This is a genomic window from Kitasatospora sp. NPDC091207 (assembly GCF_044768625.1).
GTDB lineage: Bacteria > Actinomycetota > Actinomycetes > Streptomycetales > Streptomycetaceae > Kitasatospora.
In genome coordinates, this window is the sequence record NZ_JBIVVS010000017.1 from 108,646 (window position 1) to 133,822 (window position 25,177).

The following is a 25,177-nucleotide window of genomic DNA, read 5'->3' on the forward strand; positions in this document are numbered from 1 at the left end:
CGGTCCAGGGGGTGGGTGGGGGATTGTGCTGACGTACAGAACCTGACTTACTAAACCGGTCTAGCTGTTGCAGGGACTATGCTCCCGCCTAAACTTGGATGTCAAGAGAGGAGTCCGATTCCGTGGGCAGACCGACCATCGCCGACATCGCGCGCCAGGCCGGGGTCTCGAAGGGCGCGGTGTCCTTCGCGCTCAACGGGCGCCCCGGGGTGAGCGAGGCGACCAGGGCCCGGATCCTCCGGGTCGCCGAGGAGATGAACTGGCGGCCGCACAGCGCCGCCCGCGCCCTGGGCGGCGCCCGGGCCGACGCGGTCGGGCTGGTGATCGCCCGCCCCGCCCGCACCATCGGTGTCGAGCCGTTCTTCAGCCAACTGCTCTCCGGTCTGCAGGCGGTGCTCTCCGCCCACGCGGTCGCGCTGCACCTGATGGTGGTCGAGGACACCGCCGCCGAGATCGAGGTCTACCGGCGCTGGGCCTCCGAGCACCGGGTCGACGGCTTCATCGTGGTCGACCTCCAGGTCCGCGACCCGCGGCTGGAGACGCTGGAGGAACTCGCGCTGCCCGCCGTCGTGCTGGGCGGCCCGGGCAAGGGCGGCGGTCCGCTGCGGATCTGGGCCGACGACCGGGAGGCGATGCTCTCGATCGTCGACTACCTGGCCGCGATCGGGCACCGCAGGATCGCCCACCTGGCCGGCCTGCCGCACTTCCAGCACACCCAGCGCCGGATCCGCGCGCTGCGCGACGCCTCGCGGCGGCTCGATCTGGAGGAGGCGGTCTCGGTGCCGACCGACTTCAGCGACGCGGAGGGCGCGGCCGCCACCCGGACGCTGCTCTCCCGCCCCCGGCGGCCCACCGCGATCATCTACGACAGCGACGTCATGGCGGTGGCCGGGCTGGGGGTGGCCGGTGAGATGGGCGTCGCGGTGCCCGGGGAGCTGTCGATCGTCTCCTTCGACGACTCGGTGCTCGCCCGGATCGTCCACCCGCCGCTGACCGCGCTCAGCCGGGACACCTTCGCGCTGGGCGAGCAGGTCGCGCGCAGCCTGCTCGCGGTGATCGACGGGACCGGCCCCGGCCGGGACCTGCAGATGCCCACGCCGCGGCTGACGGTCCGCGAGTCCACCTCCCCGCCGGCCCCCGGATCACTCGCCGGAGTGGCAGTTGCGCGGACCGTTGACAGCCGGTCTGAACCGGTTTAGGTTCGCAGCGCCGAGCCGGTCCCGCTCGGCGTGCCACCGCGGGCGGGGAGTCGGGCGGCTCCCGGCCGCGCGCCGTGCGCCGGGGGCGTCCGTTGGCCCGGGGCGTCCGTTTCCGCCCGTGGCACCCAGGGTGTCGGGTGCCCCGGAGCCCCGCGTTCGTCCGGTGCGGGGCCGGGCCCGCCTCCGCGCTCCGCCCGGTACCGCACGGCAGGGCGGCCCGCACCACCCGTCGCACCTGGCCCACCGGCGACGCCCTCACCCGGCACCCCGCCGGCCGAGAAGCGAACCACCCCGTTGATCAGCGCCGAGCGCAGCCGCGTGACCACCCGCACCTGTACGTACCTGCCCAGCCGCACACCCGCACGTACCTGCCCAGCCGCCCGCACATGCACCCGGGCCGCCCCTCCCCGGCGGACCGCCCCACCCTCCTCCGCTCGATCGGAGCCACCGCATGTCACGACACCTCCCCCTCCTGCTGAGCGCCGCCCTCGGGGCCGCCGTCCTCGGCGCCGCCCCCACCGCCCACGCGGATCCCGCCCCCGCGCCGGCGGCCCCGGCCGCCGCCGCGGCGACCGGCAGCCAGCCCTACGCCTCCTACTGGTACCCGAACACCATCCTGACCTGGGACCCGGCCACCGACCCGGACGCCCGCTTCAACCGCTCCCGCGTCCCGCTCCAGCCGCGCACCAGCGACCCGGCGCTCAAGGCCAACCCCAACGCCCGCGCCGGCGAGGGCAAGGTCGCCTCGCTGGTCTCCTTCGGGCCGACCTCCAACAACCCCTCGCAGGGCTCGGCCGACCCGAACTACTACGCCTTCGGCTACTGGCAGTACGTGGACAAGCTGGTCTTCTGGGGCGGTTCGGCCGGCGAGGGCCTGATCCTCGCCCCCAACCCGACCGTCATCGACGCCGCGCACCGCAACGGCGTCAAGGTCTACGGCACCGTCTTCTTCCCGCCCGCGGCCTACGGCGGCCAGCTCCAGTGGGTCCGCGACTTCGTCCAGAAGTCCGGCACCCGCTACCCCGTCGCCGACAAGCTCACCCAGGCCGCCCAGTACTACGGCTTCGACGGCTGGTTCATCAACCAGGAGACCGGCGGCGGGGATTCGGCCCTGGCCGGCGAGGTCCGCAACCTCATGCAGTACACCAAGGCGCAGACCGGTACCGAGTACATGTGGTACGACGCGATGACCGAGTCCGGCCCGGTCTCCTGGCAGAACGCGCTGACCTCCGCCAACGACGCCTTCCTCCAGGAGGACGCCAGGCGGACCTCCGACTCGATGTTCCTCAACTTCAACTGGAGCGCCGGCGGCCTGGACTCCTCCCGAACCCTGGCCCGGGGCCTCGGCCGGGGCGAGTACGACCTCTACTCCGGCATCGACACCGAGTCCAACGGCTACAACACCTCCGTCGACTGGAACGCGCTCTTCCCGGCCGGCAAGCCGCACACCACCTCGCTCGGCCTCTACCGCCCCGAGTGGACCTGGAAGTCCGCCACCGACCGCGCCGACTTCTACGCCAAGGACTCCCGCTACTGGGTCGGCGCCAACAGCGACCCGTCGAACACCACGACGTCGTCGAGCTGGAAGGGCCTGTCGACCTACGTCGCCGAGTCCTCCCCGATCACCGCGAAGCCCTTCGTCACCAACTTCTCCACCGGCCAGGGCGACTTCTACAACGCCGGCGGCGGCCGGGTCGCGACCGGTGGCTGGAACAACCTCTCGCTCCAGGACGTCCCGCCCACCTACCGCTGGCTGGTCTCCTCCAGCGGCTCGAAGCTGACCCCGTCCATCGACTTCACCGACGCCTACGAGGGCGGCTCCTCGCTGCGCCTCAGCGGCAAGCTGGACGCCGTCAACACCGTGCGCCTCTACCAGACGAAGCTGCCGGTGGCGGCGGACAGCAAGCTCTCGCTGGTGCTCAAGACGCCGGCGGCCGGGGCGACCGGCCTGAAGGCCGCGATCTCCTTCACCGACGCGCCGGGCACCTTCACCACCCTCGACCTCGGCGCCAACTCCGGTACCGGGTGGGAGCGCCACACCCTGGACCTCTCCGCCTACGCCGGCCGCACCATCGCCCAGATCGGCCTCCAGGCCGACGGGGCCAACCCCGCCTACGACGTGAGGGTCGGTCAGCTCGCCCTCCAGGACGGCGCGGTGGACGCACCCGCCGCGCCGAGCGGCCTCACCGTGCTCGGGGCCAGTGACGTGGTGGCCGGCTCCAGCCAGTCGCTGCGGCTGTCCTGGACGCCCTCGGCCGCCGGCTCGGTGCACCACTACGAGCTGTACCGGCGCAACGCCGACGGCAGCCGCGGCTACCTCGGCGCGACGCCGTCCGACGCCTACTTCGTCAACAAGCTGGAGCGGGCCGGCACGGAGAGCAGCACCACCGTCGAGGTGGAGGCGGTCTCCACCGAGTACGGCCGCTCCACCGCCGCCACCACCACGGTCTCCTGGACCGGCACCCCGCCCGCCGGCGGCAACCTGGCGCTGAACCGCCCGGCCACCGCCTCCGGCCAGTGCAACGGCAACGAGACTCCGGCCAAGGCCGTCAACGGCACCGTGAACGGCGGCAACGGCGACAAGTGGTGCGCCACCGCATCGGCCAAGTGGCTGGAGGTGGACCTCGGTTCGGCGCAACCGCTCACCAAGTTCGTGGTGAAGCACGCCTCGGCGGGCGGTGAGAGCGCGGCGTACAACACCCGGGACTTCACCATCCAGGTGCGCAACTCCACGGCCGACGCGTGGACCACCGTCACCACCGTCACCGGCAACACCGCCGGGACCACCACCCACCCGGTGAGCACCACCGCCCGCTACGTCCGGCTGTCGGTCACCAAGCCGACCCAGGGCACCGATCCCGCCGCCCGCGTCTACGAGTTCGAGGCCTGGGGCGCATAGCCCTCCCGCCCCTTCGTGAAAGGAACCACCCCCGTGCCGGTCACCATCACCGCCGTCGAAAGCACGGACCTCTTCACCGGTCCCGAGGAGGCGCCGCGCCAGCTGCTGCGCGTGACCCTCGACGGCCCGTCCGCCCGGATCACCGTCACCGGCCCGGGCGTGCGCGGTGAAGCGACCGGCACGGGGCTGGTCGAAGTCCCCCTGGAGCTCACCGGCGCCGAACCCGGTGCCCGACTGCCGGTCCTCGTACGGGCGGAGGGCGCCGAGGCCGTCGAGGGCGTCGTCGAGGTCGACGAACCCGGCTGGACGATGTACCTCGTCTCGCACTTCCACTACGACCCGGTCTGGTGGAACACCCAGGCCGCCTACACCTCGCCGTGGGAGCTGCTCTCCGCCGACGCGACGACCCGCCCGCTCTGGGAGCGCAACGGCTTCGCGCTCGTCGACGCGCACCTGGACCTCGCGCTGCGCGACCCGGTCTACAGGTTCGTGCTCGCCGAAGTCGACTACCTGAAGCCCTACTTCGACCAGCACCCGGAGCGCCGTGAGACGCTGCGGCTGCTGCTGGAACGCGGCCAGGTCGAACTGGTCGGCGGCACCTACAACGAGCCCAACACCAACCTCACCGGTGCCGAGACCACGATCCGCAACATCGTCCACGGCATCGGCTACCAGCACGACATCCTCGGCGGCGACCCGCGGACCGCCTGGCAGCTGGACGTGTTCGGGCACGACCCGCAGTTCCCCGGCCACCTCGCCGCCGCCGGGCTGACCGGCAGCGCGTGGGCGCGCGGCCCGTTCCACCAGTGGGGCCCGATCCAGAAGAACTTCCGCGAGGCCAAGGACGACGCCCGGGTGATGCAGTTCCCGAGCGAGTTCGAGTGGATCGCGCCCTCCGGCGACGGCGTGCTCACCCACTACATGCCGCACCACTACTCGGCCGGCTGGTGGATGGACTCCTCGGCCGACCTCGCCACCGCCGAGCAGGCCGTCTACGCGCTGTACCGCAAGCTCAAGCCGGTCGGCGCGACGAAGAACCTGCTGCTGCCCGTCGGCACCGACTACACCCCGCCGAACAAGTGGGTCACCGAGATCCACCGCTCCTGGGCGCGGAAGTACCTGTGGCCGCGGTTCGTCTGCGCCACCCCGCGCGACTTCCTGGACGCCGTCCGCGCCGAGCAGGCCGCCACCGGCCGCCGGCCCAGCCCGCAGAGCCGGGACATGAACCCGGTCTACACCGGCAAGGACGTCTCCTACATCGACACCAAGCAGGCCCAGCGCGCCGCCGAGGTCGCCGCCGTCGACGCCGAGAAGCTCGCCACCCTGGCCACCGTGCAGGGCCTCGGCCGCTACCCCGGGGCGGCGCTGGACAAGGTCTGGCGCCACCTCGCCTACGGCGCCCACCACGACGCGATCACCGGTTCGGAGTCCGACCAGGTCTACCTCGACCTGCTCGGCGGCTGGCGCGAGGCGTACGACCTGGCCGCCGACGTCCGGGACCGGGCGCTGGACGCGCTCACCGCCCGGATCGACACCGCCGGCATCGGCTCGGCCGTCGTGGTGACCAACACGCTCTCCTTCGACCGCACCGACCTGGTCGCCGTCCGGCTCCCGCGGGAGCGGTCACGGGCCGTCCTGGTCCTGGACGACACCGGCGCCGTCGTCCCCAGCGCCGTGGACCGGGGCACCCTGCGGTTCCTGGCCGCCGACGTGCCCGCGCTGGGCTGGCGCACCTGGCGGCTGGTCCCCTCCGCCGACGGGGTCGAGGACACCGCCTGGTCGCGCGCCGACGGCCACACCGCCGCCAACGCCCGCTACCGCGTCACCGCCGACCCGGCCCGGGGCGGCGGCCTGACGTCCGTGCACGATCTGCTCCACGACCGCGAGGTGATCCAGGACGGCCGGATCGGCAACGAGCTGCGGGTCTACGAGGAGTACCCGCAGCACCCCGACTTCGGCGAGGGGCCCTGGCACCTCGTCCCCAAGGGGCCGGTCCTCGGCTCCGGCGGGCAGCCGGCGAGCGTGCGCCGGGAGACCGGGCCGCTCGGTGAACGGCTGGTGATCGCCGGTACCGTCGACGGCGTCCGGTACGAGCAGACCGTGACGCTCTGGCAGGGCGTCGACCGGGTCGACTGCCGGACCAGGGTGATCGACTACTCCGGTGCCGACCGCCTGCTGCGGCTGCGTTTCCCGGTGGACCTGCCCGGCGCGCTGCCGGTCAGCGAAGTCGCCGACGCGGTGGTCGGACGCGGCTTCGCCCTGCCCGACGTGGACTCCGCCGAGGCGCCGTGGACCCTGGACAACCCGGCCAACACCTGGTTCGGCCTGGGCTCCACCGCCCGGATCACGCTCACCGACCCGGCCGGCGTGCCGCTCGGCGAACGCGCCCTCGGCGTCGCCGAGGTGGTCGCCCCCGACCTCGACGCCGCCGCCGACGCCCGCGACCTGGTGGCGGCACTCGCCCGGGTCGGCGTCACCGCCACCACCTCCGGCGCCGACTGGGCCCGCTACGGCTGGCTGGACGTCGACTCGAACCTGCCGGACTTCCGGATCATCCTCGGCGGCCCCGAAACGAACGCCGCCGCCCGGGAGTTGATCGAGCGCGCGGGGGAGGAGTACGCCACCGTACTCAAGGCGCACGGCGCCGTCTGGGTGCCCGCGCTCACCCCGCTGGCCGAGGTCTGGCAGCCCGGCGCCGACCTGCGCGACCTGCGCGCGCTGCCCGCGCTGGTCGTGACGGACCGGGCTCCGCTCGTCCGCGACCTCGGCGACGCGCGGATCACCGCCGTCTGCCCCGGTGCGCTCCACCCCTCGGAGCAACTCACGGACCACACCGTGGGGTTGCTCAGCTTCGGCCTGCCCGGCTTCGCGGTCGACAGCACCGGCGCACTGCACCTCTCGCTGATGCGCTCCTGCACCGGCTGGCCCTCCGGCGTCTGGATCGACCCGCCCCGGCGTACCCTGCCCGACGGCGCATCCTTCCAACTGCAGCACTGGACACACGAGTTCAGCTATGCCCTGACCGGTGGCGCGGGGGACTGGCGGGCCCAGGCGCTCCCCGCCCAGGGGCAGGAGTTCAACCACCCGCTGTACGCCCGGATCACGCCGGCCCGGCAGGGGCCGCTACCCGCCACGCTCTCCTGGCTGCGCGTCGAGCCGGCCCGTGAGGTCCTGGTGGGGACGGTGAAGCCGGCCGGCAACCCGATCGCGCACGGCTCGGCCGCCCCGGCGGACGGGCAACTCACCGTCCGGCTGGTCGAGTCCACCGGCCTGGGCCGCACCGTCACTCTCGGCGGCGCCCTCGGGCTCACCGACCTGCACCGCGCCGACCTGCTGGAGCGCCCGCTGGAGGCGGCCGGGCCGGTGCTCGACCTCGGCGGCTCGCAGATCGCCACCGTGCTGGCCCGGCCGGGCGTGACCGCCGCCGCCGTCGTCGCCGACCCGGCCGGCCCGGTGCTGGGCGCGGTCGCCGAGCCGGCCCAGCCCGTCCACGCCCGCTACTGGCTGCACAACCGGGGCCCGGCGCCGCTCGGCTACCTCCCGGTGTCGGTCGGCGTCTCACCCGGCCTGCTGCGGACGGCAGACCCGGGGGAGCCGGTCGAGCTCTCCGTCGCCCTCTCCTCCCAGCTGCGGGACGCCGCGGTGGAGGGGACGGCGCTGGTCCTTCCCCCCGAGGGGTGGACGGCGAACCTGTCCGCCCGCCCCTACCGGCTGGAGGCGGGCGGACACCTGCGCTTCCCGGTCACCCTGACCCCACCGGCCGGGGTCGAACCCGGCCTGTACTTCGCCGCCGTCCGGATCACCCACGAGGGCCAGCAGATCGAGGACGTCGTCACCCTCGCCGTCGGCGACCTCCCCGGCCTCCTGCCCGTGCCCGGGGAGACCCCCGAGGACTGGACCGCCGCCCAGGGCAGCAAGGCCGAGCAGGGCCGCGACACCGGGCTGACCGTGACGGTGGACGCGGAGTCCCTGCACCTCGCCCCCGGCGGCCGGGCCACCCTCGCCGTCCACCTCGCCAACCGCACCCGCGGCGAGATCCGGGGTGAGCTGCAACTGGTCTCGCCCTGGGGGACGTGGGAGGCGGTCGCGGTCCCGGTCCGCGGCTTCACCCTGGCCGCCGGTGCCACGCGGACCGCCGCCTTCGAACTCGCCGCCCCCGAGGACACCGACCCGGGCGCGTCCTGGGCGCTGGCCAAGGTGATGTGGTTCGGCCGCTGCCAGTACTCGCCGACCGTCGCCCTGGTGGTGGAGGCGTGAGCGCCGAGGCACTGGGCCTGCTCGACGGCCGCCCGCTGCCGCGCACCGAGCTCGACCGCCGTCTCGCCGCCCTGCGCGCCGGCCCGCGCTCCGCCGCCCTGCCGCGGCCCGGCAGCTCCGAGGACCGCCAACTCGCCCGCTGGGTGGCCCAGGTGGTGCTCACGGAGGAGCTGTGCGCGGCGGTCTGCGCCGAGCGCGGCCTGCCGGTCGAGACCGCCGCCGCCACTCGGCTCGACCAGCAGGCCGCCGTCGAACTCGGCTCGATCACCGCCGCCGCCTACGAGGGCAGCGCGGCCGTCCGGGCGGTCTACGAAGCCGTCACGGCGGACGTCCGCCCCCGGCCGGACGAGGTGGCCCACTACCGCGCGATGACCGCCGACCGCCCCGCCCCCGCCCGCTGGCACCTCACCTTCCCCGACGGCGGCAGCTGCGAGGCCGACCCGGCCACCCTTCCGAGCGCCCTCGCCACCGCCCTGCGCGCCGCCGCCCAGGGGGAGTGGGTCACGGCCGGCGACTGGACGGCCGCCCTGCTCACCGTCCGCCCACCGACGGCGGACCCGGCCGACCCGACCCCCACCGTCCACGCCGCCGCCCGCCGCGCCGCCTTCGTCCGCTGGCTCGACCACGCCCGCGCCACCCGCCTCACCCTCCTCCCCGGCCTCGAACACCCCGGCGACCCGGCCCAACCGGACAACCGGCACCGGCACTGACGGGGGCAAGACTCTTTATTTGTCGAACGAGCGGGCCGTTTTGAAGTCTTCCTCAACCGCGACGCCCGCCGCTATGGCTGACCGATCGAATGCCAAAGAGCCGGATAGCGAGAGGGAAGGCCGTTGTTCAGGCTGTTGGCGTTGCTTTCTCTGGCGATTTCCCAACGGATGTTGATGGATTGCACGATTGATTTGTGCTGGTTGTTGTGACGGCCTGCGCTGGTGCAGGCCGTCACCGAGACGTGAAGCTGTCTTTGCCGGGCGGAGGATCGGCTCAGAGTAGCGACGCCTGCACTCTAGTGGCGTTGCCACTCGATCCCGGGAATAGGCCCTTCAGAAACGTCTCCACACCGTCCGGCCCAACCGCGAGAAACGAACACGGGGCGACTGAGTACCACGTCGTCAACCCGTTGGGCTCTCAAGACGATCCCGAGGAGGTCAGATGAGGGGTCTGAGAGCTGGGAGTAAATCACCTCTCTGCCGTGCCCCTCCAGATACTGAGTGAACTGACCTTCAAGTTCGGAGGGCACGCGCCCGACAAGGCGTAGTCCATCCAGAGAAGCCTGAGGGCCGTTGCGAGCATCGAGCGCAATGGCGGACAGTAGGTCGTGGTGATCGTAGTAGGTCGATAGTACCGAGGAAGGGCTTAGTGGAATACCGATCGGAAGAATGAACTCTACGAAATTAGGGTGCATTCCCGCGAATGGATGAGTGGCTGCGATCCCGCTTAGAGCCCCTGTCACATCTCGCCGGCCCATGCCAAATCGAAGAGGCCCTACCCCTTCGAGTGGCTCGACGGACCACTGAACGCGACTTTCATCTTGAAGGGCTCCGCACTTCATCGCCATGCATTTCTCCTTTTGGTTCGCGATTCTCATTATATTGCACGTTCTGCCGTTCCAAGTGTTGTGTCGGATTAGCCGTGGCCTCTGGGTGCTGCCATACCATTGATTTCTGGCGTATGTACAAGACTGCCGCCACCGTCTCCATACCAGATGACCATTGTCTTCCCTTTTCGAGAATGCATGGGAGAATATTTGAGCACCCCTCGCCAGCTGGGCCGCGGCAGACGTGATCCTGGTTGATCACTACATTGGCAAAGTCGATTCCATTGTCGTTCATCCAAAGTTCTATCTTGGGCTCCGCGTGAGTGGACGACCACCACCCGCCCTTCTCTCGCCCGGAGGCTGTGCGCAGCAGGCTATCTATTCGGGGGGTGTATTTCGAATCATATTCGCTTATAAACTCTGGCCCTATGGGCAAGCCGCGATCGCTGGGTTGGTACTCCGGTAGTGACATGAATGCCCCTATCGCGGTCGATGGTGGCGAGCGTCATTGAGATGTTGTGCCAGCGGCAGGTGTCGGGCAGTTGTGTGCAAGTACGGGTGTGTCGCCTGCTATTACGAAGTATGCATGAAGATCTGCGACAGACAGGTTTTCGGCGGTCTGGGGTGGGGTGGCGTAGCTGCGGACGGTGATAACGACGGCCGTGCGGTTATCTGGGGTGGTAAGTTCATGGCCGGGCTCGATTTCCTCGGCCGCAGTCCACCGGTGGCTGGTGGCGTCCCAGTAGGGGTGGTGCGAGGTGGAGACAACGGATTTTGGCGAGGCTTGACTTCCGCCTGAGTCGGCGACGGCGATACTCAGTTCGGTGAACTGAGTATCATTTGGAGTGACAATCTCTGCCGTAACCGGTTTTCCGTCGACGTTGCCGCTCTGCGGGTATGCCGTAGTGACGGAATCACCCGGCTGGATGTCTCCGATGGGCTTGGTGCTCCCATCAGCCATCAGGACCATGGTCTCGGATGGAAAGCTGTTCCTGCACGGAATCGACTGCTTCTCAAGCTCCCTGAGGGGCAAGGTAGTCAGTTTGGCGCCGAATACTGCGGAGGCGGCGGACATGACTAAATCTATGCAAGAATTCTTATTACTGGTGCAGTCAGAACCTGCTTGGAGATCCAATCTCAGGAGTTCCGCACCGACTTGCAAGGCCCCCTGAGCCGAATATTTGAAACTGGGCTTGGGGGGTCTTGATATTCTTGTCGATCTGCCTAATGACCCACTGGTGCGCGACGCTGTGGCGGTCGTCCTTGATGGTCTCGTAGTTCCGGTACTGTGCCGCCCATGGAACGTAGTTCGCAGTTGTTTCTTGGGCGTTGGTCGTGGTGACGGTGCCGCCCGACCCACAGTCGTACAGGGTGCCGCATTCTCCGGACTTCAGGCCGTCAGGGACGCTGAGGTTGACTGGGTTGTTCTCGCTGTCGCCGTAGCCGTTCCACTGCTGTGGGTTGGCCGGGTCGAGGATCGGGTCAGGGCTGATGAATCGGCCGGTGGTCGGGTCGTACTGGCGTGCGCCGAGGTTGGTGAGGCCGGTGGTGTCGTCCTTGGTGCCGCCGACGAATCCCTTAGTTCCGGCCCAGGCGGTGGCGGTCGGCTGTGCGCCGTGCGGGGTACCGAAGGGGTCGGCGGGCACGGCGGGTTACGGGCTGGCCGGCCGTGGTGTTGATCTGGACGTTGTTGGTGCCGTGGGGGTCGGAAGCCTGGGTGAGGACCTCGCCACCGCCGATGGCGGTCGTGATCCGGGTGTAGCCGAGGCCGCCGAAGGTCCCGAGAGAGCGGACGTTGCTCATCGATCCGCTTGCCGTGTCGAGGGTGAGCTCGTCGGTCGGCAGGTTGAGCGTGGTCCTGCCGGGATTGCGGCGGATGAGCTGTACTTGACTCCCGTCGGAAACTACCGACGGGACTTCTGCACTGCAATCAGTCCAGTACGGGCTCAGTTATCGGCGACCCGATCCAGAAAAGCCTCGATAAGATTTAGAAGATCATCGATGAGATAGATCTCAATGTCGGCTGGAATCTGATCGATGTGCGTCTCGGCATCGATTATTTCTGGCACCCGTGACGAGGCGACGAGATAGCTCCAGTGGATGGGCGAAGAGCCGCCTAGGATTCGACGTGACGCCCAATCCTGGAATCCGGCCAGTGGCTCGCCGTCGAGCGCGGAATTGAAGCCATCGATGAACGCCACCACTGTGGAAAATCGATCATCGAGCACGTACATTCGCCGACGGTTTCTGAGATGAAAGCAGAGCTCTTGTATATCCATGACCTACCTGCCATTCCAAGGAGTGAAATTGAGATACTCCCCGTATTGCCACTGCTTTCGATATTGGTCGAATGACATTCCTTTGGAGCCGGTGAATCCGTCGAAGACGGTGCCGTCCTTGATGACGACGAAGTGTTCATCCCAGCGCCCTGCCGGGTCGTGTACCGATGGGCCGAGTACGGGAGCTCCCATGGAATCCTTTACATGATGGATAACTCCGCCGATCTTCTCTTGAATTATCTTGGCGCACTCCTTGCAGTTGTTCATATTGGGTACTGGCCAGCCATTCGAGCCGACCTTGCAGGCCGTTGAATCATTGTGGACCAGTACCGGCGCATTTCCTGCCAGCACATAGTACGTGTGGCACGCGGTCGCTCGCTACCTGCATTTTCGCTGGTCAGGGGCTATATAGCGGTCCGTCGAGGTGTGCCGATGTGCGTCGGTGTGCGTGATTGTTGCCGTCACTACTGCCGTCAGAGGTCTAGTCCATTGGGGAAGAGTCAACCGCCGCGCCGTCTATCCATCGATTGACATCCAAGCTACTGTGGATGTCATGACTGCGGCCTACGAGGACATGCCCTTCAGTGAGCTTCTCCACCATCCCGCCGCGACTACGCGTCGGCTCGACGCCGTCCGCGCGCTGCGGCTGCGCAGACGCGACGCGGAGGACCTGGCCCTGATGCGCGTCGACCAAATGGAGCGCGACACCACCGTCGTGGACTTCACCTCCCGCCTGCTCGCCGGGCTGGTCCGGACCGAGAACATCGGCGCCCTGCGCCAGGCGCTGCCCGAAGCCCTCCCCTGGAGCACCTTCCTGCCCGCCGAGGACATCGACACCCTGCTCGCCGAGCTGGTCGACACGGCGCGCGGCGCGGTGGCCCTGGACAACCTCTCACCAATCGCACTGCTGCTCGCCCAGTGGAGGCACAGCGCCGAGATCTATGCGGACCCTGCCTTGCACGCACTGCTCACCCGTGAACCCGAGGGCGACCTCGGTCCCGTCCCCGCGCCCGGGGCAGCGGAGTGAGCCCGAAGCGCGGAGACCGGGCCGCGCCACCCCCGACCGGCGACGAGTACGACCTCCGGTTCGCCAACACCGAGGCCGCCGACGGCTGGGAACACCTGAGCCGCCAGGCGCCGGGCAACCTGCGCCGCGCCTTCGAGCGGATCCGCGCCACTCCCCGCGCCGCTGACATCCCCGACCGCCAGCACCGACTCAAGGGCAAACTCGGTACCACCACCTACAAGGGGCAAACCCTGGAACGCTGGCAGTACGAAGTCACTGGTGGAGGACGTATCTGGTACCTGCTCGACGATGCCAACCGCACCGCCTGGATCACCTACGCCGGCACCGGCCACCCCAAGGCTACGGACTGACGTGCTCACGGGCGACTGTCCGGCAGAGCACGCACGACCCGCCCCCGGGTCAGCCCCTCTTCCCGTTGGATAGCCCGTTGGGATATCCAACGGGACAACTTGCTCTGCCAGGAGCCCGGTTCCGGTCAGCCCGTCGTGCTGGCCGGTTGTCGCTTCCGCTGCCCCACCGTCTCGTCGGCTCGGCTTGTCGCTGAACTGCTCGCGTCCTGACCGTCCCGACCGCGCGGGGGCGAGTTCGGGCAACTGCTGGTCGGAGCCCCGGCACACGGCACGGCTCGTCCGTGGGCCGGTCGCTCGGCGCGGGTGCGGTCAGTGGGTCGGCGCGACGTCGGCCGCCGCCCTCGGCGAGCGCGACGATAGAAACGAAGGGTCGGCCCCCTGGCCGACCCCGTGCCTGCGATCCGGCCGTAGGACGGTCGCAGGCGACAACTTGCTCCGCAAGGCGCAAGGAGTCCTTACCCCATAACTTGCTCCCGATCTGGTCGGTGCTGCGGTAAGCAGCGCTTACCGCACAATTTGCTCCCATCGGGCACCGATCGAACCCGCCCACGATGCGACTGACCGCTGACCTCCGGCATCCGCGAGGGCCTCGGGTGCTGGTCCGGTCTGGGCCGGTCGGCGATGTCGGGCAAGCTCCAACGGGCGGAGTGAACCGCCCCGGGTTCGGTGGAGATCTCAGCTTGTGGTTGTGACCTGTGGTTTTGTGGTTGTGAGGTAGTAGGTGTTCTCGTACTCGACGGGCGGGACGTGGCCTATCTCACCGTGGAGTCGGCGGTGGTTGTACCAGTCGACCCACTCGGCGGTGGCGAGCTCGACCTGCGACAGCGTGCGCCAGGGCCGCCGGGGCTTGATCAGCTCGGTCTTGAACAGCCCGATCGTGGACTCCAGGAGGGCGTTGTCGTAGTCGTAGGCGTCGCCGACCGACCCGATGGAGGCTGCGATGCCGGCGGCATCGAGGTGCTCGGCCAGACGGAAAGACGTGTTGCCCGCGTCGCTGTGATATATCAACTCGCCCCGTCTGGGCGGGTATCCGTCGCGGTCGCGCTGCCACAAGGCCACTTCCAGGGCGTCCAGGACGAGCCCGGTCTGCTTCGTGGTCGCGGCGGCCCAGCCGACGATGCGGCGGGAGAAGGTATCCACGACGAACGCGACGTAGACAACGCCGGCGAACGCTGGGCGATGGACAACGCCGGCAACTACAGCCAGCCGGCGCTCTACAACTTCTACGTCCCCTGGAAGCCGGACACCCAGCCCCTGTTCGGCGACGTCGACAACGACCAGAAGCCCGACGTCATCAGCGTCGACAAGAGCGGTGACCTGCGAATCATCGGTGGCACCATCGACCCCACCACCTCGCTCGCCGCCCCCGCCGCGGCGGCCCCCGGTAACCGCGAGTACGGGGCCACCTGGGCCGACTACCAGGTCAGCCACCACGGGACGTTCGCCGTCGGGCAGGCCGTCGACGAGATACTCGCCCACTACAACAAGGACACCACCTCCAGGCTGAGGGAAGTCCTCTGCCTGATCCCCAACGGCGGCACCGGGCGCTTCGACACCCTCACGCCGGTCGCGCTCAACCGGCCGGACTGCACCACCTACGAGACCGAAGCACCGTGCCCCGGCTACAACCGGACCAACTGGAGCAGCGCCTCGCAGGTGATCGCCCTCGGTACCCCCGACGGAGAAGCGGTGGGGGGTGAGCCGAACAACGAGACCCACAAGGTCATCATGACCCAGACCTCGATCCTCACCCTGGAGAACAACCAGCTCTATCTGTTCCGGCCCAACGGCCAGGTCGACGGCCTCGATGCGGCCACCCTCATCCCCACCGCCTCGGGGAGCTGGGCCGACCTCGAACTCATCAACCCCGGTGCGGCCAACGGCGCCACCACCATTCCTGGTGCCGGCGACGAGACCTATCAGGCCACGCTCTGGGCCCGGAACCGCACCACCGGTGACATCTACGCCTACCCACTCGGCTGGAAGAGCGACGGGTCCGTCGACTACGCCGCGCTCACCAGGCCGGACCGGGGCATCAAGCTGGCCACCGGCCAGCCGCTGACCTCGGCCGATTTCGCCCGCATCGGTGCGGGCGACCTCAACAACGACGGAACCGCCGACCTCTGGGTCATGGACAACACCAATGCGGTCGCTGTCTTCGCCGGGGTGAACAGCCCCGGAACCAGGGGTAAGGTCACCACCTTCGCCGCCCCGACCTTCGCGGGCTACTCCGACTCCAGTGTCACCATCCGCTCCAACCAGGTCGACTGGCTCTGCGCCGACAACGCGGGCGGACCGTACGAGGGGGCCGAACTCTCCGTCTACGCCTGCTGGCAGACCGTGAACCAGCGGTTCAACTTCGCGGTCGACGGCACCGTCCGCGCCGGAAGCTGGTGTGTTTCCACCAAGGACAACGCCCTCGGCAACGGCACCCGGGTGATCCTCTCCCGGTGCGTGGGAAACACCGGGCAGAAGTGGGCCGTCCGCCCGGACGGCCGCATCTACCTCCCGGCCACGGTCGACCCGGTCAACAACCCCGGCGGACGGTGCCTCGAACTGCCCGGCTGGGCGACCACCCAGGGGACCCGCCTCGGAATCTGGGACTGCCCGGCGCCGCAGGGCAACCAGCAGTGGACCCTCAGGTACGAGGAGCACGCCCCCTGATCCGGCGGCCGGTCGCCGGGACCGGTTGAGGTCGTGCTTGTTCGCGGGGTGGGTCGGGGGCTTTCACCGGACCCGGACCCACCCCGCGCGAAGGTCGGCGTAGTGCTGCTCGGGCGGGGGCGGGGGTGGAGGAGGCTCCTCCGGGCGGGTGGCCGTGCGCTGGTCGCGCCCCGGAAGGGCATGGGCAGTATGGTCGGTTTTAAGGTGGTTTGTCTTGGCCCCGTGACGCCGCTCGACGACCTCGGGCGGGTCAGGGGAGGAGGTGGGATCGATGCCGCACTCCTCCGACGGCCCGGCCCCGAGCGTCGCGCCTCAGGCGACCGGCTCGGGTGCGGGCGAGAAGGGGTTGAAGACCGGCGCGCTCGGCCTGGTCTCCTCGATCGCCATCGGGCTGGCCTCGACGGCGCCCGCGTACAGCCTGGCCGCGACGCTCGGGATCATCGTGGTGGGGGTGGGGTTCCAGGCTCCGATCGTCACCATCCTGGCGTTCATCCCGATGCTGATGATCGCCTACGCGTACAAGGAGCTCAACGCCTCCGACCCGGACTGCGGCACCACCTTCACCTGGGCCGCCCGGGCCTTCGGGCCGCGCACCGGGTGGATGGGCGGCTGGGGGATCATCGTCGCGGACATCATCGTGATGGCGAACCTCGCCCAGATCGCCGGTGTCTACGGATTCCGGCTGATCGGCCTGGACTCGTTCGCGGAGAGCACGCTGTGGACCTCGTTCGCCGGGGTGGTCTGGATCATCGTGATGACGGCGATCTGCTACGTCGGCATCGAGATCTCCGCCGCCCTGCAGCGCTGGCTGCTCTCGATCGAGGTGGTGATGCTGGTCGTGCTGTCGGTCACCGCCCTGGTCAAGGCCTACGGCAGCGGTGCGCCCGACACGGCGGTCCATGTCGGCGCCTCCTGGTTCAACCCCTTCGACATCCCCTCGGCCGGTGCCTTCACGGCCGGTATGCTCGCCGCGGTCTTCATCTACTGGGGCTGGGACACGGCCGTCTCGGTCAACGAGGAGACCGCCGACGCCAAGCGCACCCCGGGGCGGGCGGCCGTCATCTCCACCGTGCTGCTCCTGCTGATCTACACCCTGGTGTCGACTTCGGCGCTGGCCTTCGCCGGGATCGGCACGGAGGGCATCGGGCTGGGCAACGAGACCAACTCCGGCGATGTGCTGTCGGGCCTCGGTGACGCCGTCTTCGGCACCGCGGGCTTCGGCGGGTTCCTCAGCAAGTTGCTGATCTTCATGGTGCTGACCTCGGCGGCGGCCTCCACCCAGACCACCATCCTGCCCACGGCCCGGACCTCCTTCTCGATGGCCACGCACAAGGCCGTCCCCGCCGCGTTCGGCCGGGTGCACCCCCGCCACCGCACGCCGACCTGGTCCACCGTCGGCATGGGCCTGGCGTCCATCGCCTTCTACGTCCTGCTGACCGCGATCAGCGGCAACGTGCTGGCCGACTCGATCGCCTCGGTGGGGCTCGGTATCGCCTTCTACTACGGGCTGACCGGTTTCGCCTGCGTCTGGTACTACCGGCGGGTGCTGACCAGGAGCGTCAAGGACTTCGTCTTCAAGGGGCTCGTGCCGTTGCTCGGCGGCCTGGTGCTGCTGTACTTCTTCTGCTACGCCGCCTTCGACGTCTACGCGGCCCCCGACTACGGCTCGACCTCGATCAATCTGCCGCTCATCGGGGAGACCGGCGGGGTGACCGTGATCGGCATCGGCGCGCTGGTGCTGGGCGGCGTGCTGATGCTGATCCAGTGGGCGGTGGAGGGCTCCTGGTTCCGCCACCCCGACGTGCCGGTGAGCGCCGCCGACCCGGCCGACGCGCCGTAGCCGGCCGGGGCGCCCCGATCGACGACCCTGGTCAGCGGCTCCGGCCGGCCGGGGTCTGGTCGACGAGGACGGCGGTGGCGCGCTCCAGGAGCTCGACGAGCGAGGCGTGCTCGGCCGGCGTGAACGCGGCGGTGAGGGCGCGTTCGAGGACGATCACCTCGTCGTACGCGCGGTCCAGGACGGCTCGGCCCTCGTCGGTCGGGGTGGCGACCTGGACCTTGGCGTGCGTCGGGGAGGGCGCGCGGTCCATGAGCCGCTTGCCTTCGAGGTTGCTCAGCACGCTGGCCATGCTCTGCTGGGTCACCCCGCAGGCGCGCGCGAGCTGGGCGGCGGACATCCCGCCCTCGCGGGAGAGGGTCAGCAGCACGGTGTACTGCGTCATGGTCAGGCCGTGGCCGCGCAGGACCGCCTCGTGGTGCGCCATCAGGGCCTGTTCCGCGCGCCGGATCCGGGTGCAGAGGTACTCGTCGACCGGGACGTCCGGCATGTTTCCACTCCTTGGACTCAGTTTCCTGGGTTGACACAGGATCCTGTGATACCTAGTGTCGGCCGTGCTGTGAAACAGGATACTGAGTCAACACAGGGGGCTGTCACCATGAAGGCAATCATTCTCGACGCCGACGACACGTACCGGGTCGACGAGGTCGGCGAGCCCGTACCCGGCCCCGGCGAGGTGGCGGTTCGGGTGGCCTTCGCCGGCATCCAGTGGGGGGACACGATGGTCCGGGACGGCCACTTCGCCGTGCCGCGCCCCTTCGTCCCCGGCTTCGAGGCGTCCGGCCACATCAGTGCCGTCGGTGAGGGCGTGGCGCGGAGCCGGGTGGGCGAGCGGGTCGTCGCCCTGACCACGGCGGGTGCGTACGCCCAGACCGTGCTGGCGCCCGCGGTGCTGGCACTGCCGATCGGCGACATCCCGCTGCGGACGGCGGCGGGATTCGGCTGGGGGACGCCCACCGCCCATGACCTCGTCAACGACGCCGCCCGGGTCCGGCCCGGCGAGAGCGTGCTGATCCACGCCGCCGCCGGCGGGGTCGGCACGCTCGCCGCCCAGTTCGCCCGGCTGGCCGGTGCGGCGCGGATCGTCGGTGTGGTCGGCAGTGCGGCCAGGGCCGAGTACGCCGCCCGGTTCGGCTACGACCGGGTGGTGCTGCGCGATGCGTTCCCGGACGGGCTCGGCGACGAGCGGTTCGACGTGATCCTCGACCCGGTCGGCGGCCGGACCCGCCGCCACAACCTGCGACGGCTCGCACCGCACGGCCGGCTGGTGGTGTTCGGCAACATCGGCGGCTACGAACCCGTCGAGGTCGATGCCAACGGCCTGCTCATGGACGGGAAGTCGCTGGTGACCCACAACAGCGACCTGCTGGCGCGCACGCACCCCGAGCGGCTCGCCGCCACCGCCCGCCGGGCGCTGGACCTGCTGGCCCGGGGGGAGGTCCGACTCGACATCACCGCCGAGTACGGGCCGGGCGAACTCGGCACCGCCGTCCAGCGGTTGCTCGACGGCCGGACCAGCGGGAAGAGCATCCTGCGGGTCGAGGGCTGGGGCGACGAGGCGGTAGGGCAGCGGTAGCGCGGGCCGGCCTACTCGGGAGCGCCGGCCTCCAGGTTGCGGGTCATCCGCTCCAGGACCGTCACGGCGGTGCGGTACTCCTCGGAGGAGATGCCGGCCGTCGACCGGGAGCGGAAGGCCTCGACGCGGACGGCGACCTCGGCGAGGCGGGTGCGGCCGGCCTCGGTGAGGGCGAGGCGGCCCGGGGCCGGGCGGGCGGCCCAGCCGTCGGCGAGGACGGCCGTGACGGCGGCGGTCAGGTCGGCGGCGCGGGCGTTGGCGGCGAGCACGGTCAGGACGGTGGCGTCGCCGGCCTGCGGGTCGTCGTCGACGAGGTTGAGGACCTGCCAGCGGAGCCGGGTGAGACCGAACTCGGCCAGCAGGGTGTCCATGGCGCCGGTGAGGGCCCGGTCGGTGCGGTTGAGCCAGTGGCCGATGGGCTTCATGGGTGCTCCCGGAGGTGTCGCGGGCGGGGCCGGGCAGGGGTGCGGGGCGTCCGGCGGGTCAGTGCGCGGGGGTGAAGGCGCCGGCGTTCTCGCGGGCCCACTGCCGGAACGGGCGCGCGGGCCGGCCGAGCAGGGTCTCGGTGGTGTCGGCGACGGTGGCGGGGCCGTGGCGGTCGGCGGCCTCCCACAGGTCGAGCAGCGAGGAGACCATCGGCGCGGGCATGTGCCGGCCCAGCTGCTGCTCGGCCTCGGCACGGGTGATGTGCTCGACCGGGATGTCGCGGCCGAGGACGTCGGCGAGGACGGCGAGCTGCTCGCGGAAGCTGAGCGACTCGGCGCCGGTCAGGGTGAGGGACTTGCCGGTCAGGGCCCGGCCCGTCAGTGCGGCGACGGCGATGTCGGCGATGTCCTCGGGGTGGATCGGCGCGATGTGCGCGTCCGGGTAGGCGAGCTGGACCGGCATCGACCGGCCGATGGGCCGGGCCCAGCCGAGGGCGTTGCTCGCGAAGGCGTCCGGGCGCAGGAAGGTGCAGGTGAGCGCCGAGGCGGCGAGGGCCTGCTCGACCCGGAGGCTGTGGCTCGCGAGCGGGTCGTTCGCGGCGTCGGGGCCGAGGACCGAGGAGGAGGAGAGCAGGACGACGTGCTCGACGCCGGCGGCCCCGGCGGCCGTGACCAGCTCGTGGATGCCGGCGGGCTGCGGGTAGAGGAAGACCTGGTGGACGTCGCGGAGCGCGGCGGCGAAGGTCTCGGGCCGGTCGAGGGCGAGTTCGGCGACCTCGACACCGGCCGGAACGGTCAGTTCGGCGGGGCGGGCGCTGGCGGCACGGACGGGGTGGCCGGCGGCGTGCAGGCGGTCGACGACGGTTCGGCCGATCGTGCCGCGGGCGCCGGTAACGAGGGTCTTCACGAGGAGCTCCATTCTTTGCTGAAGGCATATGCATGCTGGCATGCATATAATTTCATGTCAACACATGTCTTCGAAAGGTCATCCGGATACGATGAGAAGCATGACGAAGCACGAGCCGCAAACGGCCGATGAGCTGCTGAACGCCGTCGGCCCGGCCTTCGGGAAGCTGCGCCGCTCCTCGCTCCTGGACGTCGAGAACCCGGTCTCCCAGAAGGACCTGAGCCGCACCCTGGTGCTCAACATCGTCCTGGAGGCCGAGCAGGGCGACGCGCGTGAGGTCACCGTCGGCGCGGTGGCGGAACACCTGGGCGTGGACCCGTCGGTGGCCAGCCGGATGGTGTCCGACTCCATCTCCGCCGGCTATCTGGTCCGCGCCGCCTCCCAGCAGGACGGCCGCCGCACCGTCCTGCACCTCAGCCCCGAGGGCCGGGAGCTGATGAGCCGCTTCCGCCGGCACCAGCGCGCGGCCTTCGAGCAGGTCACCGGGGACTGGGCCGAGGGTGAGCGCCTGGAGTTCGCCCGCCTCATGCTGCGCTACGTCGCCGCCCAGGACGGGCTCCGCCGGCGGGCCGCGGAACGGGACGCCGCACGCTGAGCCGCCCGGCCGAACGACGGGCAGGCGTGAAGCGCGGGCGGCGGGGCAGACGGGGGGCGTCCCGGTCGACCGGCCGGGACGCCCGCCCACAGGGAGGTTGTTCCCCATGACGCTGATCTGGGCGCTCGTCGTCGGACTCGTCGTCGGTCTGCTCGCCAAGCTGGTGCTGCCGGGCCGTCAGCCCGTTCCGCTCTGGCTGACGGTGCTGCTGGGGCTGGTGGGCGCACTCCTCGGCAACGTGCTCGCCTCCGCGCTCGGGGTGCGGCACACGGACGGTGTCGACTGGATACGGCACCTGCTCCAGGTGGCCGCGGCCGCCGTGCTGATCTCGGCGGTCACCCCGGCCTACCTGGGTCGACGCCACTGACGCCACCGACGCTACTGATGCCGAGGGGGCGCGATCCGGCCGGATCGCGCCCCCTCGGCATCGGCGGTCGGGGCGGTTCACCGTCCCCGGTGGGCGGTGATCAGGTCGGCGTAGCGCCGGCCGCTGGTCTTGACCGTCCGGCGCTGGGTGGCGTAGTCGACGTGGACGAGGCCGAAGCGCTTGTCGTAGCCGTACGCCCACTCGAAGTTGTCCAGCAGCGACCAGGCGAAGTACCCGGCCAGCGGAGCGCCCTGGGCGGCGGCGCGGGCGCAGGCGCCCAGGTGCTGCTCCAGGTAGGCGGCGCGCTCGGGGTCGTGGACGGTGCCGTCGGGGGCGACGGTGTCGCGGTAGGCGGAGCCGTTCTCGGTGACGTAGATCCGCCGGGCGCCGTACTCGCGGGTGAGGCGCAGCAGCAGCTCCTCCAGCCCGGGGGCGTGCACCTCCCACGGCATGGCCGTGCGCTCGGGGTTCGGGCCGGGCAGCTGGCGGAAGTGCGGGGCGGGGCCGGTCGGGTCGTCGGCGACGACCTGGCGGAAGTAGTAGTTCAGGCCGAGCCAGTCGAGCGGTGCCCCGATGAGGTCGAGGTCGCCGTCGCGCACGGGCAGGTCCACGCCGTAGGCGGCCAGCATGTCCTCGGGGTAGCCGCGGCCGAGGACGGGGTCGAGCCACCAGCGGTTGATGTGGCCGTCGGCGCGGACGGCGGCGGCCCGGTCGGCCTCGGAGCCGGAGGCGGGCGTTACCGGGCTCAGGTTGTTGACGATGCCGATCCGGGCTCCCGCGACGCTCTCGCGCAGTACCTGGACGGCCAGGCCGTGGGCGAGGTGCAGGTGGTAGGAGGCGTGGACGGCGGCGGTGAGGTCGGTCAGGCCCGGAGCCATCACCCCGTCCAGGTGGCCGATCCAGGCCGAGCAGAGCGGTTCGTTGAGGGTGGCCCAGTCGGTGACCCGGTCGCCGAGCCGGGCGGCGACGACGGCGGTGTACTCGGCGAAGCGTTCGGCGGTCTCGCGGACGGGCCAGCCGCCGCGGTCCTGCTGCGCCTGGGGGAGGTCCCAGTGGTAGAGGGTCGGGAAGGGCGTGATGCCGGCGGCCAGCAGGCCGTCGACGAGGCGGTCGTAGAAGTCGAGGCCGGCCGGGTTGACCCGGTCGTCGGCGAGCGGGACCACCCGGGGCCAGGCGATCGAGAACCGGTAGGCGTCGAGGCCGAGCCGCTTCATCAGCGTGACGTCCTCGGGCCAGCGCCGGTAGTGGTCGCAGGCGGTGTCGCCGGTGTCACCACCGGCCACCTTGCCGGGGGTGTGCGAGAAGGTGTCCCAGATGGAGGGCGCGCGGCCGTCGGCGTCCACCGCCCCCTCGATCTGGTAGGCGGCGGTGGCCGCGCCCCAGAGGAAGTCGTCGGGGAGGGCGCTGAGGTCGTTCACGGCGGGCCTTTCGATCAGTTCGATCAGTTCGACGGGCGGGCTCGGCAGGAGGGGAGGGGCGGGCGGCCCCGGCGGGTGGGTCACTTGACGGCTCCCGCGGTGAGCCCGGCGACCAGGTAGCGCTGGAGCAGCAGGAAGCCGACGACCACCGGCACGCTGACCACCAGTGAGGCGGCCATCACCTGGTTCCAGTACACGTCGCTGAGGGTGGCGTAGCCCCGGAGGCCGACCGCCAGCGTGCGGGTCTCGTCGTTGGTGAGCACGGAGGCGAAGAGCACCTCGCCCCAGGCGGTCATGAAGGCGTACACCGCGACCGCGACGATGCCGGGCACCGCCGCCGGGACGATGATCCGCAGCAGCGCCTGGAGCGGTCCGCAGCCGTCGACCAGGGCGGCCTCGTCGAGGTCGCGGGGGATGGAGTCGAAGTAGCCGACCAGCATCCAGATCGAGAACGGCAGCGAGAAGGTCAGGTAGGTCAGGATCAGGCCGCCCCGGCTGCCGTACAGCGCCACGCCGGTCGCGTTGCCGACGTTGACGAAGATCAGGAAGAGCGGCAGCAGGAACAGGATGCCGGGGAACATCTGGGTGGAGAGCACCGTGACGGTGAACATCCGGCGGCCGCGGAAGCGGTAGCGGCTCACCGCGTAGGCGGCCAGGATCGCGACCAGGACCGAGAGCACGGTGGCGCCGCCGGCCACGATCAGCGAGTTGAGCAGGTACCGCCCGAGCGGGATGGTGTGCCAGATGTCCAGGTAGGGCCGGAGGGTGACGGTGCTGGGGATCCACCGGAACGGCCCCTGGACGTCCTGCAGGGGCTTCAGCGAGCTGCTGAGCATCACCAGGACGGGTGCGGCGGCGAAGAGGCCGAGCGCGGTCAGGACGACCAGGCGCAGCCGGCGGAAGGACGCGGGCGGGTCGATCATCGGGCATCCCTTCGGCGCGAGGTGAGCAGCAGGTAGCCGGAGGTCACCAGCAGCAGGAAGAGCAGCAGGAGCACGGACATCGCGGAGCCGGCGCCGAAGTTCCAGGTGACGAAGGAGGACTGGTAGATGTGGACGGAGACGAGGTCCGCGGCCTCCGGGGCGGACCGGCCGAACAGGATGTACGGCGTGTTGAAGTCGTTGAAGGTCCAGAGGAACAGCACCAGCACGAGCACCAGGTTGACCGGGCGCAGCGAGGGCAGGGTGATCCGGCGGATCTGCTGCCAGACGCCGGCGCCGTCCAGCGCGGACGCCTCGTACAGCTCGCGCGGGATGTTCTGCAGGCCCGCGGTGAGGGTGAGGAAGGCGAACGGCCAGCTGCGCCAGACCGAGACGGTGACCAGGGCGGTGAAGCTGTTGTCGCCGAGCAGCCAGAACGGTTTGTCGTCGACGAGGTGGAGCTGGTCGTGGAGCAGGTGGTTGATCAGGCCGGTGTCCCGTTGGAACATGAACGACCAGGTGATGACGGCGGCGTAGACCGGCAGCGCGTACGGGAGCAGGAACAGGGCGCGCAGCAGGCCGCGGCCGCGGAAGGTGTCCTGCATCATGATCGCGGCGACGGTGCCGAGCAGCCAGGAGAGGCCGACGGCGAGGACGGTGAAGGCGCAGGTGACCCAGAAGGAGTGCAGCAGGGCCCGGCCGACGGGGGCGTGGAAGTCCACCGCCATCCGGTAGTTGGCGAGACCGGCCCAGGGGGCGGCGGTCCAGTCGCGGAGGAAGAACTGGGTGAGCTGTTTGAAGCTCATCACGATGCCGACCACCATCGGCACCAGGTGGATGAGCAGTTCGAGGACGAGGGCGGGGAGCAGCAGCAGGTAGGGCAGCGTGCCGCGACGGGGGGAGAAGCGCTTGCGGATCAC

The 25,177-nt window shown here is 70.3% G+C and carries 23 protein-coding genes; 11 read left to right on the forward strand and 12 right to left on the reverse strand.

The genetic code is table 11. From position 1 onward, the window contains the following. The first annotated feature begins 122 nt into the window (after positions 1-122). The 4 genes from ACIQTO_RS25655 to ACIQTO_RS25670 all read left to right on the forward strand — a co-directional run bounded on the left by ACIQTO_RS25655 (position 123) and on the right by ACIQTO_RS25670 (position 9,065). On the forward strand, positions 123-1,199 hold the full coding sequence (locus ACIQTO_RS25655) for a LacI family DNA-binding transcriptional regulator (RefSeq protein WP_402392318.1): 1,077 nt from the start codon (positions 123-125) through the stop codon (positions 1,197-1,199). Between the two features lie 451 nt (positions 1,200-1,650). Continuing rightward, entirely contained in the window at positions 1,651-4,098 is a 2,448-nt protein-coding gene (locus ACIQTO_RS25660; protein WP_402392321.1) for a discoidin domain-containing protein, read from the forward strand. 33 nt (positions 4,099-4,131) lie between these two features. Continuing rightward, positions 4,132-8,355 carry an NEW3 domain-containing protein gene (locus ACIQTO_RS25665; RefSeq protein ID WP_402392323.1) on the forward strand — a complete coding sequence of 1,408 codons (4,224 nt, stop codon included), beginning with the start codon at positions 4,132-4,134 and terminating at the stop codon, positions 8,353-8,355. After that, on the forward strand, positions 8,352-9,065 hold the full coding sequence (locus ACIQTO_RS25670) for a hypothetical protein (protein ID WP_402392326.1): 714 nt from the start codon (positions 8,352-8,354) through the stop codon (positions 9,063-9,065). The genes ACIQTO_RS25665 and ACIQTO_RS25670 overlap by 4 nt, the downstream gene beginning before the upstream one ends. Before the next feature lie 816 nt (positions 9,066-9,881). Here ACIQTO_RS25670 and ACIQTO_RS25675 read toward each other — a convergent pair. From ACIQTO_RS25675 to ACIQTO_RS25695, 5 genes are all read right to left on the reverse strand, one after another. After that, positions 9,882-10,364, reverse strand: coding sequence for a DddA-like double-stranded DNA deaminase toxin (locus ACIQTO_RS25675; RefSeq protein WP_402392328.1), 483 nt, complete (start codon positions 10,362-10,364; stop codon positions 9,882-9,884). A gap of 33 nt (positions 10,365-10,397) precedes the next feature. Beyond that, a complete protein-coding gene (locus ACIQTO_RS25680) occupies positions 10,398-10,967 on the reverse strand; it encodes a polymorphic toxin-type HINT domain-containing protein (RefSeq protein WP_402392331.1) in 570 nt (189 codons plus the stop codon). 37 nt (positions 10,968-11,004) lie between these two features. Then, a complete protein-coding gene (locus ACIQTO_RS25685; RefSeq protein WP_402392333.1) occupies positions 11,005-11,538 on the reverse strand; it encodes an RHS repeat-associated core domain-containing protein in 534 nt (177 codons plus the stop codon). Between the two features lie 300 nt (positions 11,539-11,838). Then, positions 11,839-12,126 carry a hypothetical protein gene (locus ACIQTO_RS25690; RefSeq protein ID WP_402392336.1) on the reverse strand — a complete coding sequence of 96 codons (288 nt, stop codon included), beginning with the start codon at positions 12,124-12,126 and terminating at the stop codon, positions 11,839-11,841. 48 nt (positions 12,127-12,174) lie between these two features. After that, positions 12,175-12,522 (reverse strand): hypothetical protein, encoded by a 348-nt coding sequence (locus ACIQTO_RS25695; RefSeq protein ID WP_402392338.1) that lies wholly within the window; start codon positions 12,520-12,522, stop codon positions 12,175-12,177. A gap of 202 nt (positions 12,523-12,724) precedes the next feature. On the opposite strand from ACIQTO_RS25695, the gene ACIQTO_RS25700 reads away from it, so the two are divergent. Next, positions 12,725-13,198: a hypothetical protein gene (locus ACIQTO_RS25700; RefSeq protein WP_225446715.1), complete on the forward strand. Its 474-nt coding sequence runs from the start codon at positions 12,725-12,727 to the stop codon at positions 13,196-13,198. Continuing rightward, positions 13,195-13,548: a hypothetical protein gene (locus ACIQTO_RS25705; RefSeq protein ID WP_110673530.1), complete on the forward strand. Its 354-nt coding sequence runs from the start codon at positions 13,195-13,197 to the stop codon at positions 13,546-13,548. The genes ACIQTO_RS25700 and ACIQTO_RS25705 overlap by 4 nt, the downstream gene beginning before the upstream one ends. 675 nt (positions 13,549-14,223) lie before the next feature. On the opposite strand, the gene ACIQTO_RS25710 is transcribed toward ACIQTO_RS25705, so the two are convergent. Further along, positions 14,224-14,829: an integrase core domain-containing protein gene (locus ACIQTO_RS25710; RefSeq protein ID WP_402392477.1), complete on the reverse strand. Its 606-nt coding sequence runs from the start codon at positions 14,827-14,829 to the stop codon at positions 14,224-14,226. Here ACIQTO_RS25710 and ACIQTO_RS25715 point away from each other — a divergent pair. Together ACIQTO_RS25715 and ACIQTO_RS25720 are read left to right on the forward strand one after the other, a co-directional pair. Next, positions 14,728-16,212 (forward strand): ricin-type beta-trefoil lectin domain protein, encoded by a 1,485-nt coding sequence (locus ACIQTO_RS25715; RefSeq protein WP_402392342.1) that lies wholly within the window; start codon positions 14,728-14,730, stop codon positions 16,210-16,212. The two genes, ACIQTO_RS25710 and ACIQTO_RS25715, sit on opposite strands and share 102 nt — an antisense overlap. Before the next feature lie 271 nt (positions 16,213-16,483). Next, positions 16,484-18,052: an APC family permease gene (locus ACIQTO_RS25720; protein WP_402392345.1), complete on the forward strand. Its 1,569-nt coding sequence runs from the start codon at positions 16,484-16,486 to the stop codon at positions 18,050-18,052. 31 nt (positions 18,053-18,083) lie between these two features. Here the strand turns inward: ACIQTO_RS25720 and ACIQTO_RS25725 are convergent, their stop codons facing one another. Further along, positions 18,084-18,539: a MarR family winged helix-turn-helix transcriptional regulator gene (locus ACIQTO_RS25725; protein WP_402392347.1), complete on the reverse strand. Its 456-nt coding sequence runs from the start codon at positions 18,537-18,539 to the stop codon at positions 18,084-18,086. A 108-nt stretch (positions 18,540-18,647) separates the two neighbouring features. On the opposite strand from ACIQTO_RS25725, the gene ACIQTO_RS25730 reads away from it, so the two are divergent. Next, the gene (locus ACIQTO_RS25730) at positions 18,648-19,625 is read left to right on the forward strand and encodes a zinc-binding alcohol dehydrogenase family protein (RefSeq protein ID WP_402392349.1); all 978 of its coding nucleotides are present in this window, start codon (positions 18,648-18,650) and stop codon (positions 19,623-19,625) included. A gap of 11 nt (positions 19,626-19,636) precedes the next feature. On the opposite strand, the gene ACIQTO_RS25735 is transcribed toward ACIQTO_RS25730, so the two are convergent. Beyond that, positions 19,637-20,050 carry a MarR family winged helix-turn-helix transcriptional regulator gene (locus ACIQTO_RS25735; protein WP_402392352.1) on the reverse strand — a complete coding sequence of 138 codons (414 nt, stop codon included), beginning with the start codon at positions 20,048-20,050 and terminating at the stop codon, positions 19,637-19,639. Positions 20,051-20,108: 58 nt separating this feature from the next. Beyond that, positions 20,109-20,957, reverse strand: a complete 849-nt coding sequence (locus tag ACIQTO_RS25740; protein ID WP_402392354.1) for an NAD(P)H-binding protein — start codon at positions 20,955-20,957, stop codon at positions 20,109-20,111. A gap of 100 nt (positions 20,958-21,057) precedes the next feature. Here ACIQTO_RS25740 and ACIQTO_RS25745 point away from each other — a divergent pair, with 100 nt between their 5' ends. Beyond that, complete coding sequence (locus ACIQTO_RS25745; RefSeq protein ID WP_402392357.1) at positions 21,058-21,552, forward strand: MarR family winged helix-turn-helix transcriptional regulator; 495 nt, start codon at positions 21,058-21,060, stop codon at positions 21,550-21,552. Between the two features lie 106 nt (positions 21,553-21,658). Continuing rightward, positions 21,659-21,919, forward strand: coding sequence for a GlsB/YeaQ/YmgE family stress response membrane protein (locus tag ACIQTO_RS25750; protein WP_402392360.1), 261 nt, complete (start codon positions 21,659-21,661; stop codon positions 21,917-21,919). Between the two features lie 77 nt (positions 21,920-21,996). Here the strand turns inward: ACIQTO_RS25750 and ACIQTO_RS25755 are convergent, their stop codons facing one another. The 3 genes from ACIQTO_RS25755 to ACIQTO_RS25765 all read right to left on the reverse strand — a co-directional run bounded on the left by ACIQTO_RS25755 (position 21,997) and on the right by ACIQTO_RS25765 (position 25,177). Beyond that, on the reverse strand, positions 21,997-23,337 hold the full coding sequence (locus ACIQTO_RS25755; protein ID WP_402392480.1) for a GH1 family beta-glucosidase: 1,341 nt from the start codon (positions 23,335-23,337) through the stop codon (positions 21,997-21,999). Between the two features lie 80 nt (positions 23,338-23,417). Then, positions 23,418-24,260 carry a carbohydrate ABC transporter permease gene (locus ACIQTO_RS25760; protein ID WP_402392363.1) on the reverse strand — a complete coding sequence of 281 codons (843 nt, stop codon included), beginning with the start codon at positions 24,258-24,260 and terminating at the stop codon, positions 23,418-23,420. Beyond that, positions 24,257-25,177, reverse strand: a complete 921-nt coding sequence (locus ACIQTO_RS25765) for a carbohydrate ABC transporter permease (RefSeq protein WP_402392365.1) — start codon at positions 25,175-25,177, stop codon at positions 24,257-24,259. The genes ACIQTO_RS25760 and ACIQTO_RS25765 overlap by 4 nt, the downstream gene beginning before the upstream one ends.

Bases quoted from the DNA above. Each gene is read 5' to 3' on its own strand.
- ACIQTO_RS25750 (WP_402392360.1), top strand. From the start codon at position 21,659: ATGACGCTGATCTGGGCGCTCGTCGTCGGACTCGTCGTCGGTCTGCTC.
- ACIQTO_RS25735 (WP_402392352.1), bottom strand. From the start codon at position 20,050: ATGAAGCCCATCGGCCACTGGCTCAACCGCACCGACCGGGCCCTCACC.
- ACIQTO_RS25745 (WP_402392357.1), top strand. From the start codon at position 21,058: ATGACGAAGCACGAGCCGCAAACGGCCGATGAGCTGCTGAACGCCGTC.
- ACIQTO_RS25760 (WP_402392363.1), bottom strand. From the start codon at position 24,260: ATGATCGACCCGCCCGCGTCCTTCCGCCGGCTGCGCCTGGTCGTCCTG.
- ACIQTO_RS25690 (WP_402392336.1), bottom strand. From the start codon at position 12,126: ATGTACGTGCTCGATGATCGATTTTCCACAGTGGTGGCGTTCATCGAT.
- ACIQTO_RS25680 (WP_402392331.1), bottom strand. From the start codon at position 10,967: ATGTCCGCCGCCTCCGCAGTATTCGGCGCCAAACTGACTACCTTGCCC.
- ACIQTO_RS25660 (WP_402392321.1), top strand. From the start codon at position 1,651: ATGTCACGACACCTCCCCCTCCTGCTGAGCGCCGCCCTCGGGGCCGCC.
- ACIQTO_RS25725 (WP_402392347.1), bottom strand. From the start codon at position 18,539: ATGCCGGACGTCCCGGTCGACGAGTACCTCTGCACCCGGATCCGGCGC.
- ACIQTO_RS25700 (WP_225446715.1), top strand. From the start codon at position 12,725: ATGACTGCGGCCTACGAGGACATGCCCTTCAGTGAGCTTCTCCACCAT.
- ACIQTO_RS25720 (WP_402392345.1), top strand. From the start codon at position 16,484: ATGCCGCACTCCTCCGACGGCCCGGCCCCGAGCGTCGCGCCTCAGGCG.
- ACIQTO_RS25715 (WP_402392342.1), top strand. From the start codon at position 14,728: ATGGACAACGCCGGCAACTACAGCCAGCCGGCGCTCTACAACTTCTAC.
- ACIQTO_RS25730 (WP_402392349.1), top strand. From the start codon at position 18,648: ATGAAGGCAATCATTCTCGACGCCGACGACACGTACCGGGTCGACGAG.
- ACIQTO_RS25675 (WP_402392328.1), bottom strand. From the start codon at position 10,364: ATGTCACTACCGGAGTACCAACCCAGCGATCGCGGCTTGCCCATAGGG.